Source organism: Streptomyces sp. NBC_00078 (assembly GCF_026343335.1).
In the GTDB taxonomy this organism is placed as follows: Bacteria; Actinomycetota; Actinomycetes; order Streptomycetales; family Streptomycetaceae; genus Streptomyces.
The window spans coordinates 1978331-1992070 of sequence record NZ_JAPELX010000001.1; the positions used below are offsets into that span (position 1 = coordinate 1978331).

At 70.9% G+C, this 13740-nt stretch carries 12 protein-coding genes and 2 pseudogenes; 6 read left to right on the forward strand and 8 right to left on the reverse strand.

The window, feature by feature from the left end:
• Position 1: 1 nt before the first annotated feature.
• Positions 2 to 280, reverse strand: a complete 279-nt coding sequence (locus OOK07_RS09185; protein ID WP_266678631.1) for a GlsB/YeaQ/YmgE family stress response membrane protein — start codon at positions 278 to 280, stop codon at positions 2 to 4.
• 245 nt (positions 281 to 525) lie between these two features.
• On the opposite strand from OOK07_RS09185, the gene OOK07_RS09190 reads away from it, so the two are divergent.
• Complete coding sequence (locus tag OOK07_RS09190; protein ID WP_266801917.1) at positions 526 to 924, forward strand: DUF3099 domain-containing protein; 399 nt, start codon at positions 526 to 528, stop codon at positions 922 to 924.
• Between the two features lie 226 nt (positions 925 to 1150).
• The gene (locus tag OOK07_RS09195) at positions 1151 to 1369 is read left to right on the forward strand and encodes a hypothetical protein (protein WP_266795870.1); all 219 of its coding nucleotides are present in this window, start codon (positions 1151 to 1153) and stop codon (positions 1367 to 1369) included.
• Positions 1370 to 1379: 10 nt separating this feature from the next.
• On the opposite strand, the gene moaA is transcribed toward OOK07_RS09195, so the two are convergent.
• From moaA to OOK07_RS09210, 3 genes are all read right to left on the reverse strand, one after another.
• Complete coding sequence (moaA, locus tag OOK07_RS09200; RefSeq protein WP_266678635.1) at positions 1380 to 2369, reverse strand: GTP 3',8-cyclase MoaA; 990 nt, start codon at positions 2367 to 2369, stop codon at positions 1380 to 1382.
• A gap of 168 nt (positions 2370 to 2537) precedes the next feature.
• On the reverse strand, positions 2538 to 4163 hold the full coding sequence (locus OOK07_RS09205) for a monocarboxylic acid transporter (protein WP_266678637.1): 1626 nt from the start codon (positions 4161 to 4163) through the stop codon (positions 2538 to 2540).
• Positions 4160 to 4516 (reverse strand): DUF485 domain-containing protein, encoded by a 357-nt coding sequence (locus tag OOK07_RS09210; protein ID WP_266678644.1) that lies wholly within the window; start codon positions 4514 to 4516, stop codon positions 4160 to 4162. Before OOK07_RS09210 ends, OOK07_RS09205 begins: the two co-directional genes overlap by 4 nt.
• A gap of 252 nt (positions 4517 to 4768) precedes the next feature.
• On the opposite strand from OOK07_RS09210, the gene OOK07_RS09215 reads away from it, so the two are divergent.
• From OOK07_RS09215 to OOK07_RS09230, 4 genes and pseudogenes are all read left to right on the forward strand, one after another.
• The gene (locus tag OOK07_RS09215; RefSeq protein ID WP_266795871.1) at positions 4769 to 6298 is read left to right on the forward strand and encodes a S8 family peptidase; all 1530 of its coding nucleotides are present in this window, start codon (positions 4769 to 4771) and stop codon (positions 6296 to 6298) included.
• Between the two features lie 82 nt (positions 6299 to 6380).
• Positions 6381 to 7052 (forward strand): annotated as a pseudogene (locus OOK07_RS09220) (transposase); the annotation flags it as partial.
• Positions 7018 to 7986, forward strand: a pseudogene (locus OOK07_RS09225) (CoA transferase); the annotation flags it as partial. The pseudogenes OOK07_RS09220 and OOK07_RS09225, both read left to right, overlap by 35 nt.
• Before the next feature lie 109 nt (positions 7987 to 8095).
• Entirely contained in the window at positions 8096 to 9094 is a 999-nt protein-coding gene (locus tag OOK07_RS09230) for a CopD family protein (RefSeq protein WP_266678648.1), read from the forward strand.
• A gap of 28 nt (positions 9095 to 9122) precedes the next feature.
• Here OOK07_RS09230 and OOK07_RS09235 read toward each other — a convergent pair whose 3' ends face one another.
• The 4 genes from OOK07_RS09235 to OOK07_RS09250 all read right to left on the reverse strand — a co-directional run bounded on the left by OOK07_RS09235 (position 9123) and on the right by OOK07_RS09250 (position 13701).
• Positions 9123 to 10166, reverse strand: coding sequence for a zinc-dependent alcohol dehydrogenase family protein (locus OOK07_RS09235; RefSeq protein ID WP_266795872.1), 1044 nt, complete (start codon positions 10164 to 10166; stop codon positions 9123 to 9125).
• A 290-nt stretch (positions 10167 to 10456) separates the two neighbouring features.
• Positions 10457 to 11167 carry a VIT1/CCC1 transporter family protein gene (locus tag OOK07_RS09240; RefSeq protein ID WP_266678652.1) on the reverse strand — a complete coding sequence of 237 codons (711 nt, stop codon included), beginning with the start codon at positions 11165 to 11167 and terminating at the stop codon, positions 10457 to 10459.
• A gap of 24 nt (positions 11168 to 11191) precedes the next feature.
• On the reverse strand, positions 11192 to 12421 hold the full coding sequence (locus OOK07_RS09245; RefSeq protein WP_266795874.1) for an amidohydrolase family protein: 1230 nt from the start codon (positions 12419 to 12421) through the stop codon (positions 11192 to 11194).
• Positions 12418 to 13701, reverse strand: coding sequence for an amidohydrolase family protein (locus tag OOK07_RS09250; protein ID WP_266795875.1), 1284 nt, complete (start codon positions 13699 to 13701; stop codon positions 12418 to 12420). The genes OOK07_RS09245 and OOK07_RS09250 overlap by 4 nt, the downstream gene beginning before the upstream one ends.
• Positions 13702 to 13740: the final 39 nt, after the last annotated feature.

Consider the following 13740-nt stretch of genomic DNA (forward strand, 5'->3'; position numbering starts at 1 on the left):
CTCAGACTGTCTGCTTTCTCTTGCCGATCGTCGCCATGTACGCCATGTCGACGAGGAAGACGATGACGATCGCGGCGACGAGCTGGAACGCGTGCCGGCTCCAGTCGATGCCCCGGGTCGATTCGACGCCGAAGCCGCGTGCGATGGCATTGCCTGCGATGGCGCCGAGCATGCCGCAGATGGTGGTCAGCCAGAGGGGGCTGTGCTGCTTGCCCGGGATGATCGCCTTGGCGATCAGGCCCAGCACGAATCCCACGATGATCGCCCACAACCAGCCCATGGCTGCCTCCTCGTACGGCTCGACGTGAGCATTACGCCCAGTGTCGGGCCGTGCGCCGTACGGCGCATGTCGGCCACGGCCGTACGTGCTCCTGCTGAGGCCGTCCGCCCAGGCAGGAGGTGACCCGGTCTCGTAGGCGGCGCAGGCGCGGCGTAACGTGGGACGTGTCCGGGTGTCGTCCCCCGACGGGGGTGTACCGGGCACGGGGACGGGGAGTGTCCGATGCGGACGGATGGTGGAATGTGATGCGGAAGCAGCATGGCGGTGCCAACGGCCAGGTGTTCCGGATCACCGGGGCACGGACCAGCCTGGACGAGGACGTGCGCGGGCGGCAGCGCCGCTACGTCATCTCCATGTCGATCCGAACGGTGTCGGTGATCCTCGCGGCCACACTGTGGAACGTCGAACGGCCCGTCGCGATCGTGGCGTTGGTGCTCGGGGCGGCTCTTCCCTACATCGCCGTGGTGATCGCGAACGCGGGGCGGGAGAACGCGCCATCGCTCCCGTCGACGTTCGTGATCGCGCCGATGCGTCCCATGATTGCGCCGCAGGGGACGAACGACGGTTTCGCGGAACCGAACCCGGAAGATGTCGCGGCCGAGCCCGCACCGGGTGCACGAAGCGAGCCGCACGACCGCGCGTGAGCGGCCGCGGCAGCGTCGCGGACGGCAGTCGACTCCGCGCCAAGCTCAAGAAAAGCTCAGATCAATCATGTTGTTCCGGTGCCGGGCGACAGCTTCCCCGTGACATACTTCGTACGCGCTCCGCATCCCCCGTCGGAGCGACAGACCGACGCCGGGCAGCTCCCCCCGTGGCTGCTCGGCGTCGCCTTGTTCAGCGCCTTTTCCGGCCCGCCTGTGAGACGAATCCGTGAGTGACGAGACCCCGATCTGCTCCGCCAAGGGCTGCCGTACCGACGCCGTGTGGGTGCTGGCGTGGAACAACCCGAAGATCCATACTCCGGAGCGGCGCAAGACGTGGCTGGCGTGTGAGGAGCACCGGGAACATCTGTCGCAGTTCCTCGGAGTCCGGGGTCTGCTGAAGGACGTCGTGAAGTTCGACGACTGGGAAGCGCCCGAGGGTTCCTAGTTCCGGGGCGCTAACCGCCGATCGCCGACATCGGGCGGTCCGGCTGGACGAACGACGGGTCGTCCAGGCCCGCGCCCGCCTTCTTGCCCCACATGGCCAGTCGCCAGATGCGGGCGATCTCCTCGTCCGGGGCGTCGGAGCGCAGGGCGGCGCGCAGGTCCGTCTCCTCCTGCGCGAACAGGCAGGTGCGTATCTGGCCGTCGGCGGTGAGGCGGGTGCGGTCGCAGGCCGCGCAGAACGGGCGGGTGACGGAGGCGATGACGCCGACGCGGTGCGGGCCGCCGTCGACGATCCAGCGCTCGGCGGGGGCCGAGCCGCGCTCCTGGGAGCCTTCGGGGGTCAGCTCGAAGCGGGTGCGCAGCGAGGCGAGGATGTCGCCCGCGGTCACCATGCCCTCGCGCTTCCAGCCGTGTTGGGCGTCCAGGGGCATCTGCTCGATGAAGCGCAGTTCGTATTCGTGCTCGACCGCCCAGGCGAGCAGGTCCGGGGCCTCGTCGTCGTTCAGGCCGGGCATCAGGACGGTGTTGACCTTGACCGGGGTCAGGCCCGCGGCGCGGGCGGCCTCCAGGCCGTCGATGACGTCCTTGTGCCGGTCCCGGCGGGTGAGGGTCTTGAAGACGTCCGGGCGCAGGGTGTCGAGTGAGACGTTCACCCGGTCCAGGCCCGCCGCCTTCAGGGCGGTCGCGGTGCGCCTGAGGCCGATGCCGTTCGTCGTCAGGGACATCTGGGGGCGGGTGTGCAGAGCGGCGACCCGTTCGACGATGCCGACCAGGCCCGGACGCAGCAGGGGTTCGCCGCCGGTGAAGCGGACCTCCTCGATGCCCAGTGAGGTGACGGCGATGTCGATGAGGCGGACGATCTCGTCGTCGGTGAGCAGATCGGGCTTGGCCAGCCACTGAAGGCCCTCTTCGGGCATGCAGTACGTGCATCGCAGATTGCACCGATCGGTCAGCGAGACGCGCAGGTCGGTGGCCACTCGGCCGTAGGTGTCGATGAGCACGTGGGCCCCCTCCCTCGTAGCGGATCAGTGCGGATCAGTTGTTTCCCGTCACGTGCGAGCCTACGTGACACCGCTGACAACGACATCGGCCCGATCCCACGAGGTACGACGCGGCCGCGTCGTAGGGACCTACGACGCGGCCGCTCGGGGAACGGGCTGCGCGGGCTGTCAGTGGGCGCCCGTGCCGGTCAGGGACCTGACCTCCAGCTCGGCGTACTTGTCGGTGTCCGGCTCCTCCTTGGACAGGTAGGTGCCGATGACGCCCAGCAGGAAGCCGACCGGGATCGAGATGAGGCCCGGGTTCTCCAGCGGGAACCAGTGGAAGTCGACGTCGGGGAACATCGACGTCTCCTTGCCGGAGACCACCGGCGAGAACAGCACGAGGCCGACCGCTGTGATCAGGCCGCCGTAGATCGACCACAGGGCTCCGGAGGTGGTGAACCGCTTCCAGAAAAGGCTGTAGAGGATGGTCGGCAGGTTGGCGGAGGCGGCGACCGCGAAGGCGAGGGCGACGAGGCCCGCCACGTTCAGGTCGCGGGCCATGGCCCCGAGGCAGATCGAGACGGCGCCGATCGCGACCGTCGCCCAGCGGGCCGAGCGCAGCTCCTGCTTCTCGGTGGCCTGGCCCTTCTTGATGACGTTCGCGTAGATGTCGTGGGCGAACGACGAGGACGAGGCCAGGGTCAGGCCGGCGACGACCGCGAGGATCGTGGCGAAGGCGACCGCGGAGATGGAGGCGAGCAGGATGGCGCCCCAGTTGGAGTCGACGCCGCCCAGATGGAGCGCCAGCAGGGGCGCGGCCGTGTTGCCGGCCTTGTTGGAGGCGATGATCTCGTCCGGCTTGATGAGGGCCGCGGCGCCGAAGCCCAGCGCGAGCGTCATCAGGTAGAAGGCGCCGATCAGGCCGATCGCCCAGTTCACGGACTTACGGGCGGCCTTTGCCGTGGGCACCGTGTAGAAGCGGATCAGGATGTGCGGCAGGCCCGCGGTGCCGAGGACCAGGGCGATGCCCAGGGAGATGAAGTCGAGCTTGGTCGTGGAGGTCGCGCCGTACTTGAGGCCCGGCTCCAGGAAGGGCGTGCCCTTGCCACTGTTGGATGCGGCCGAGCCGAGCAGGTCGGAGATGTTGAAGTTGAACTTCAGCAGCACCAGGAAGGTGAGCAGAATGGCGCCCGCGATCAGCAGGACGGCCTTGACCATCTGCACCCAGGTGGTGCCCTTCATGCCGCCGATGGTGACGTACACGATCATCAGGACGCCGACCAGGGCGACGATGCCGATCTTGCCCGCGTCGCTGGTGATGCCGAGCAGCAGCGAGACGAGAACGCCGGCGCCCGCCATCTGGGCCAGCAGGTAGAAGATCGACACGACGATCGTGGAGGTGCCGGCCGCCGTACGGACCGGGCGCTGGCGCATCCGGTACGCGAGGACGTCGCCCATGGTGTAGCGGCCGGAGTTGCGCAGCGGTTCGGCGACCAGGAGCAGGGCGACCAGCCAGGCGACCAGGAAGCCGATGGAGTACAGGAAGCCGTCGTACCCGAAGAGGGCGATGGCGCCCGCGATGCCCAGGAAGGACGCGGCGGACATGTAGTCGCCGGAGACCGCGAGGCCGTTCTGGAAGGCGGTGAACTGCCGTCCGCCGGCGTAGAAGTCGGCGGCGTCCTTGGTCTGGCGGCCCGCCCACACGGTGATGACGAGGGTCGCGAGGACGAAGACCGAGAACAGGGTGATGATCAGCGGCCGGTGCTCGCTCGCCTCACCGGCGGCGAGCACGGTCTGCTGCGCGATGCTCATGCGTCGCCCTCCATACGGGACTTGATTGCCTCGGCCTTGGGGTCGAGCTTCGCGGCGGAGTACCGCGAATACCACCAGGCGATGAGGAACGTGGTGAGGAACTGGGCGAGGCCGAGCACCAGGGCGACGTTGATGTTGCCGAACAGCTGGGTGCCCATGAAATCGCCCGCGTAGTTCGACAGCAGGACGTAGAGCAGGTACCAGACGATGAAGGCGACGGTCAGCGGGAAGGCGAAGGAGCGGTGGGAGCGGCGCAGTTCACCGAACTCCGCGCTCTCCTGCTCCGCGACGAACTCCTCGGTGGACGGGAGCCGGGCTTGGGTTTTCGAGGGGGGAGGTGTCTCGGTGGCCACGGAGTCTCCTCGAGTTGCGGATGCGGTGTGTTACGGGGATCGGGGGCGAGTGTCCTAGTGCTCCCTGTCCAAGGTCACGGCGCCACGCGAGGGCGGGTTCAACTCGCTTGACCAGTTTCCGAACTCGTCTTGGGGAACTCATTGCTGACCAGCGGCTTCGGGGGATAACTTCTGCCTGCACCACCCGTCATGCACCTGCCCGAGCGCCACCGTGTCTCGGGCGGTTTCGTTTCCGGATGATGTGGAGATCCCATGGCTCATCTGCGTTCCAGACGTCGGCTCGCCCTCGCGGTGCCGGTCGTACTGTCGCTGACCGCCTCGCTCGGCTTCCTGCCGGCGGCCGCGCAGGCCGCCCCGCGCGCGCAGTCCACGGCCCCGTCGGCCGACGCGGAGAATTTCGCGTATCTCGTCAACACCAGGACGGACCGTCACACGATCGAGTCGGTCAAGAAGGCGGTCACTGCCGCCGGCGGCAGCGTAGTCGCCGCGTACGACAGGATCGGCGTGCTCGTCGCCCACTCCGCGAACCCCGACTTCGCCCGCCGGATACGCACGGTGCGCGGCGTCCAGTCGGCGGGCGCCTCGCGTACCTCGCCGGTGACCGCCGCGGGGACGACGGACGAGGGAGCGGTCCAGTACCTGTCCAAGGCCGAGGCGGCGAAGGCCGCCGGGAGTTCGGCGACCGGCCAAGAACCGCTTGAGGCCGACCAGTGGGACCTGAGGGCGATCGGCGCCGACAAGGCCGCCCGGATCGACCCGGGCAGCAAGAAGGTGACCGTTGCCGTCATCGACACCGGCGTGGACGACACCCACCCGGACATAGCGCCCAACTTCTCCGCCTCGCAGTCCGCGAACTGTGCGAGCGGCAAGGCGGACACCACGTACGGCTCCTGGCGGCCGGTGAACGACGGCAACCACTACCACGGCACGCACGTGGCCGGTGAGATCGCCGCGGCCCGCAACGGCATAGGCGTCGCCGGTGTCGCACCCGGAGTGAAGGTCGCGAGCATCACCGTGGCGCAGCCGGACGCGAACTCGCTGTTCTTCCCGGAGAGCGTCGTGTGCGCCTTCGTTTTCGCCGCCGATCACGGCGTCGAAGTCACCAACAACAGCTATTACGTTGACCCGTGGCTGTACAACTGCATGGACGATCCCGATCAACGTGCCATCGTTGATTCGGTCAACAGGGCCCAGCTGTACGCACAACGCAGGGGCACGCTCAATGTCGCCTCGGCGGGCAATTCCAATGACGACCTCGATTCGAACGCCCTCACCGATGCCTCCAGCCCCGACGACTCGACCCCGGCGACCCGGACGGTCGACCCGCACGAGTGCTTCGACGTGCCGACGCAGCTGCCGGGTGTCGTCACGGTGAGCGCGACGGGCGTCACCGGCGCCAAGTCGTACTACTCCAGCTACGGTGACGGCGTCATCGACGTCGCGGCGCCCGGCGGCGACAAGTACAAGGCGGCGGACACGCCGTCGAAGGACGGCCGCATCCTGTCGACTCTGCCGAACAACCAGTACGGCTACCTCCAGGGCACGTCGATGGCCTCGCCGCACGTCGCGGGTGTCGCAGCGCTGCTCAAGTCGACGCACCCGCACGCGTCCCCGGCCCGCCTGCAGGCGCTCCTCAAGGCACAGGCCGACAACCCGGGCTGCCCGACCGGCCCGTACGACGGCAACGGCGACGGTGTCGTCGACGCCACCTGCGTGGGCGGCAAGCGGTTCAACGGCTTCTACGGCTTCGGCATCGTCAACGCACTGCGCGCGGTGAAGTAGGACCTGCGCGAGCGGGGTCAAGGGCCGGACGGGCACCCTTCAGTTCTAGAGGTCGTTGCAACACCCCAGTTCAGGGGATGCAATGCACTTCGAGATCCGTAGGAACCGGACGGCTCAGGGGCCTGTGAAGCTGAGCCGGGAGCGCGCGGAATACTCCCGGCTCGTGCAGCAGGGCTACAGCAACAAGGAAGCCTGCCGGCTGGTCGGTATCGACGAGCGGACCGGCAGGAAGTGGCGCAACGGCCGTAGCGCCGGCAGCAGGCAGAAGGCGGCCCCACCGATCGACACGGTGGTGCCGCCTTCCGGTCCGTCCCGGTACCTGCGCGAGGGCGACCGGATCCACATCGCCGACCGGCTGCGAGAGAAGGCGACCGTCCGGGCGATCGCCGCGGAACTGGGCCGCAGCCCGTCCACCATCAGCAGGGAGATCCGCCGCAACCGGCACCCGGCCAACGGGCAGTACCGGCCGCACGCCGCCCAGGCCCGCGCCGATGCCCGCCGGCCCCGCCCCAAGCCAGGGAAGATCGGACAGAACCCCGAGCTGCGGGACTTCATCCAGAGCCGCCGGCGTCTTCGGTGGAGTCCGGAGCAGATCTGCCAGGCTCTTCGGGCACAGTTCCCCCAGCGGCCGGAGATGCACGTGGTCCACGAGACGGTCTACCAGGCTCTCTACGTCCAAGGACGCTCAGAGCTGCGCCGCGAGCTTGCCCGCGCCCTTCGGGGCGGCCCTCGCCGAGCGGTCCGCGGTCGACGTCGAGGAGGCGGTGTACGCGGCCGGAGAGCTGGCCGTGGCCCTGCGGACGCCCGAGGAGTGGGCCGCGCACGGGCAGGCGGCCGCCCTGTCCGCACGGCCTCTGGTGGAGCGCGAGCGGCTCGACTCCGCGCACGCGCGCGTGCTCACGCCGGTCGACGGGTCTCCCCTGCTGCCCGCCGCCGGGCTGCGCGTCCTGGATCTGACCCGGGTCCTCGCGGGCCCGATCGCCACCCGCACACTCGCCCTGCTGGGCGCGGACGTACTGCGCGTCGATCCGCCGCAGCTGCCCGAACTGCCCGACCAGCACGCCGACACCGGGTTCGGGAAGCGTCTCGCGACCCTCGACCTGGCGGCGGACCGGGGCATCTTCGAGGATCTGCTCACAAAGGCCGACGTCGTCGTCACCGGGTATCGGCCGGGCGCCCTCGACCGGTTCGGGCTGTCGGCTCAGGCGCTGGCCGAGCGGCGCCCGGGGATCGTCGTCGCGCAGGTGTCCGCCTGGGGCGTGTACGGGCCGTGGGGGGACCGGCGTGGCTTCGACAGCCTGGTGCAGGTGGCCTCGGGGATCGCCGCCACCGAAGGCTCCGAGGAGCAGCCGGGTGCACTGCCCGCGCAGGCTCTCGACCACGGCACGGGCTATCTGCTCGCGGGCGCGGTGCTGCGAGCGCTGACCGAGCAGTCGCACGAGGGTGGGAGCCGGTTCGTCCGGCTGGCGCTGGCGCGGACGGCTCAGTGGCTCGTGCACGGCAGCGGGGCCGGTGCCGGTGCCGCCGGGGACGAGGCGTACGACGGGCCCGGGCCCTGGCTCGCCGGGACGGACAGCGCGCTGGGACGGCTGCGGTACACGCTGCCGCCGGTGTCCTTCGCGGGCGGGCCCGTCGACTGGGCGCGGCCGCCGGTGCCCTGGGGTACGGATCGCGCGCGGTGGCTCTGAGTTCCGGGGCGACCGAAAACGTACCCATGGGCGGAATGCCGCACCGCCAGTTGTTCGCCTTTACTTGCCCGGCTCTGCGACGGTTGGTGAAGATCTTGAGGTGACTTTGATGAGACGACCGGCCGGGGCGGCCGACGCCGGCGGGCCTGTTCGGCGTCTTGGTGCCGGCCGGGCCGTCGCCGTCCTCGTCCTGGTGGCGTCGGCGGCACTGATACCGCTGCTCGGCCCGTCCGCCGCGCTGCACGGCACCGGGGAGGCCGCCGCACCCGGTGTCGGCGGCATCGCGCTGCTGCGAGCGCTGCTGTTCGCCGCGCTGTGCGTCCCGGTGGGCGAGCTCTTCGTGAACCGTCTGGCCCGTTCGCTGCCCGGTGCCCCCGCGGACGCGCCCCGCAGCTGGGCCCCGTACACGGCCGCCGCCGGTTTCGTCGCCGCCCTGGGGCTGGCCTCGGTGGTGGCCACGGGCAACCTGGTGCCGCACAGCCTCTCCGAGATCGACGTGGGCGGCCTGTCCGACTCGCGAGACGGCAGGCTCGCGCTCGTCGAGGTCAACGGCTTCCTCGCGGCCGGCCTGTGTGCCCTCTCGGGCCGTCCGGCGACCCAGGCGTGGCCGCTGGCCGCCGTGGTCGTGGCGGAGGCGCTGCGGGCGCATCCCGCGACGGAGCACGGACCGCTGTTGGGGGCGGGCCTGACGCTGGTTCACCTGACGTGCGCGACGCTGTGGGCGGGCGGTCTGCTGCACGCGGTGCGTACGCTGCGCCGCTGGGGGCCTTCGGAGGCGGGCGCTGCACTGCTCGGGCTCTACGCGCGCGTGGCGGCCGTTCTGCTCGCCGTCATCACCGCCACCGGAGTGTGGAGTTCGCTGCGCCGCATGCCGTCCCACACGATCCTCGACCAGCTGGCGACGACGGCGTACGGGCGCACCCTGCTCGCCAAGGTGATCCTCGTGGCCGTCGTCGCCGTGCTCGCCCTGTGGGCGCGGGTCCGGCTGCGCCGCGCCCCCGATCCGCTGACCGCCCGCGGCCCCGCGCGTGCCGAGGTCGTCGCCCTGGGGGTGGTGGTCGTGGTGTCCGGGCTGCTGACGGCGCTGCCGCTGCCCATCAGATGGTGAATGCCGGCGGACGCCCGGACGGTGAACGTCAGTTGGTCACCAGCACCTTGAGTGCGGTGCGCTCGTCCATCGCCTTGTAGCCGTCGGGGACGCCCTCCAGACCGACCGTCATGTCGAAGACCGGCGAGGCGTCGACGGTGCCGTCCAGGACATCGGGCAGCAGCTCCGGGATGTAGGCGCGGACCGGTGCGACGCCGCCGCGCAGCGCGATGTTCCGGTCGAACATGACGCCGAGGTCAAGACCGGTGGCGCTGCCGTGCGGGACGCCGACGAAGCCGATCGCGCCGCCGTCGCGGGTGATGTTGACCGCCGTACGCATGGACTGTTCCGTACCGACGGCCTCGACGACCGCGTGCGCGCCCTGTCCACGCGTGAGCTCGCGTACGGCTTCGACGGCCTCGTCCCCGCGTGCGGCGACGACGTCGGTGGCGCCGAAGCGGCGCGCGATGTCCGTGCGGACCTGGTGGCGGCCGAGCGCGATGATCCGCTCCGCGCCGAGGCGCCGGGCGGCGAGCACCGCGCACAGGCCGACGGCTCCGTCGCCGACGACGGCGACCGTGGCTCCCGGGCGGGCGGCCGCACCGAGCACCGCGTGATGACCGGTACCGAGCACGTCGGAGAGGGTCAGCAGGGAGGACAGCAGGTGGTCGTCGGAGGCGGCGTCCTTGGGGAGCTGTACGAGGGTGCCGTCGGCGAACGGCACGCGTACGGCCTCGCCCTGGCCACCGTCGTGTCCGACGGCGCCCCAGAAGCCGCCGTGCTCGCAGGAGGTGGTGAGGCCCTCGCGGCAGTGGTCGCAGACGCCGTCGGACCACATGAAGGGCGCGACGACGAGGTCACCACGGCGCACGCTGTCCACCTCGGAGCCGGTCTCCTCGACGATGCCGAGGAACTCGTGCCCGATCCGCTGCCCCGGCTGCCGGGCCGCCTCGCCGCGGTAGGCCCACAGGTCGCTGCCGCAGATGCAGGCGCGCAGCACCCGCACCACGGCGTCGGTGGGCAGCTGCGCCACGGGCTCGGGCACATCCTCCACACGCATGTCGTACGGGGCGTGGATGGTGGTGGCGCGCATGGCGAGGATCCTTCTCGTGCGGTGGCGTGGCTGCGCTCAGGGGTGGCGAGCGCACTTCACCGTACGTCGCGACCGGGGCGGCCGCGCATCAAGGTCCGTCGGCAGGGACCGCGCATCGAGATCCTTCGAAGGGGACGGCCACGCACCGAGACCCGCCACCAGGGACCGTCACGCACCAAGATCCGCCGACAGGGACACGGCCGCGCATCGAGATCCTTCGACGGGGGCGGCCACGCACCGAGACCCGCCACCAAGGACCGTCACGCACCGAGACCCGCCGGCGGGGGTCGTCAGACCCCGGCCACCCCCAGCAGCCTCCCCGCCGCGTAGGTGACCCCCATCGCCAGGGCTCCCCCCACCGCATTCCGCAGGACCGCCCGCCCGGGCGCCGCGGAGCCGAGCCGTGCGCTGGTCCAGCCGGTGAGGACGAGAGCGGCCAGCACCGACACCACCGTGACCCACAGCCGCCAGTCCGACGGCGGCAGCACGATCGCCAGCAGCGGCAGCAGCGCCCCCACGGTGAACGACAGGAAGCTCGCCCACGCCGCGTGCCACGGATTGGTCAGCTCGTCGGGGTCGATGCCGAGCTCCACGCGCGCGTGCGCCCTGAGCGCGTCGCGTTCCGTCAGCTGCTCGGCTGCCTCCCTGGCCACCTCGCGCGACATCCCCCGCTCCTGGAGCAGCTGGGTCAGCTCCTCCAGCTCGGCCTCCGGCTGCTCGCGCAGCTCCCGCCGCTCCAGGGCGAGGGCCGCCATCTCCGAGTCCCGCTGGGTGGAGACGGACACGTACTCGCCCGCGGCCATCGACATCGACCCGGCCAGCAGGCCCGCGAGCCCCGCGGTGAGCAGCGCCGAGCGGTCGTCCGTCGCGCCGGCCACGCCGACGACGAGACCCGCGGTGGACACGATGCCGTCGTTCGCGCCCAGGACGGCCGCCCGCAGCCAGTTCAGCCGCGTGCCCAGCGAGCCCCCGTGCGCCTCGTCGTGCGTTGGTTGCGTCACCCGGGGAGGATCCCACCCCGGGTGTCACCACACCCGCACCGACGCCCCCTTCGCGAACGCCGGGCTCGTCGCGTCGGCCGGCGGTACTGCCAGCGGCTCGGCCAGCTCCGCCACGGCCGGCCCCACCTTTGCCGCGATCGGGTCCAGCAGGTCCAGGTCGAAGCCGTACACGCGGGCCGCGTTGCCGCCGATCATGGCCGCGACCTCCTCGCGCGGCACGCCCGCGTACGCGATGCGCAGGCCCTCCCTGGAGTACGGGTACGTCCCCTCGTCGTGCGGGTAGTCGCTGCCCCACATGATCTTGTCGACGCCGATGCGGTCCCGCAGGGGCACCTCGTGGGGGCGCATGAAGCTGGCGCCGACGAAGCAGTTGTCGTGCCACACCTCGGAGGGCGGTTTGCCCATGCGGGCGGCCAGGCCGGCGCCGAATTTGGACTCGGCGGTGGTCGCCTTCGTCGCGGCGACCAGGCGGCCGTGGTAGTAGTCCAGCATGTCGAGCACTCCGGGGATCCAGCCCGAGCCCTGCTCGGTCAGCACCAGCTTCAGCTCCGGGTGGCGGCGGAAGGCGCCCCCGAACACCAGGTGCCACAGGGCGCGGTGGGAGAACCAGGTCGTCTCGACCATGAAGACCGCGCGGGCGGCCGGCTCGTCGCCGAGCGGCGGGGACGCCGACCCCGCGTGGTGGTTCACGGGGACGCCCAGCTCCGCACAGACCGCCCAGAGGGGGTCGTACGACTGCGAGTAGAGCTCCGGCAGACCGGAGCCCGGCGGTGTGCCCGGCAGCATCAGGCCGCCCTTGAGGCCCGCTTCGGCGGCCCACCTGACCTCCTGCACGGCCGCGTCCACGTCGTTCAGGAGGATCTGGAAGACGCCCGCCCGCCGGCCCGGTGCCGCCGCGCAGAAGTCCGCGAGCCAGCGGTTGTGGGCGCGCAGGCCGGCCCAGCGCCGTTCGAACTCCTCGGCGGTGGGCGCGGGAGCCATCAGGGAGCCGGACGGGAAGAACGGCGGAATGGTGTTCGGGAAGAGGACCTCGGCGACGATGCCGTCCTCCTCCAGCTCCGCCACCCGGCGCTCGGAGTTCCAGTTCTTGTCGGCGGTGTCGGCGAGCAGGTCCTCGTACGGATTGACGTATGTCGCCGCCCACACGTCGAACTCGTCGTGGTGGCGCCGTTCCAGGTACGGCTTGTAGTCCAGGAGGTCGGCTCCCGCGTGGCAGTCGGCGGAAATGACGGTGTAGCGGTCGTCTGCGGTCATCGGTCCACTCCCAGGGCCGGAAAGTCGTGGTCGGTCAGCCAGTGCCGGCCCACCTCGCGCGAACGCGCCCAGGACGCCGCCACGGACGCCTGGTCGTCCGGCTGGCCGAGGTCGGCCGGTGTGGGGCCGATGCGGCGGGCCAGCGGGGTCAGTTCGCCGACGTCGAAGCCGAAGACCTCCGCAGCCGCCAGGCCCAGCATGCGGCGGGTCTCGGCCACCGGGATGTCGTGGAAGGTGCGCCGCAGCCACGCGCGCGTGTCGGGCCAGGTGCCCTCGGGATGCGGGAAATCGCTGCCCCAGAGGATGTTGTCGACGCCGATCTCGTAACGCTGGGCCAGTTCACGGCGCTTGGTGTTGGTCGCGCAGATGAAGAGCTGGCGGTCCAGGTACTCGTGCGGCGGGCGTTTCACCTCCTGGAAGGGGGACAGCTTCTTGCCGCCGTGCGCGCCCAGGAAGAGGCGGTCCATGAACCACAGGAGGTTCGGCAGCCACCAGCAACCCGACTCCGCCACACCGAACTTCAGCCCCGGATGGCGTTCGAGGACGCCGGACCACAGGAGGAACCACAGCGGCCGGGCGGGCCACCAGGTGATCTCGGAGACGAAGATCCCGAGGTGGTCGCCGTACTCGCGCCGCGGCGCCGCGCCCGAGTGCGTCACCACGGGCATTCCGCATTCGGCGGCCGCCGCCCACACCGGGTCGTAACGGCGGTCGTGGTACGGCTCCTTGTCGACCCACATGGACGGAATCATCAGCGCGCGCAGGCCGGACTCCCTGGCGCGGTGGATCTCCGCCACGACCCGCCGCGTCGGCGCCGTGATCGGCAACAGGGCGACCCCGCAGTGCCGTTCGGGGTGCTCCGACACGAAGTCCGCCAGCCAGCGGTTGTGGGCCTGCGCGCCCGCCATGCCCAGCTCCGGGTCCTGGTCGCCGGAGAGGCCGAGGCCCACGCCGAAGGGAGCGGCGGTCCGGCTGTCGACGGCGTCGGCGTCCGGGAAGACGACCTCGGCGGCCACCCCGTCGCCGTCGAGTTCCTTCAGGCGCCGCGCGGTGTCCCAACCCCCGCGCAGGCCCTCCTCGTTGTCCTGGAACCACTTCGCCGCGAACGCCTCGTTGCGGATGCCGAGCCGCGTCATCTCCTCGCGGCGCCGCTCGCGCCCCGCGAGGAAGTCTTCGAAGTCCCGGTGGAAACGGGCGTCCAGATAGGGCCGGTACTCCTCGGTGGGCAGCCCGGCGTGGCAGTCGGAGGAGATGATCAGATACGGGTCCTGGTCGGTCACATCGGCCCCTCGGTCCGGAATGCTGCGCTTCCCGGGGGA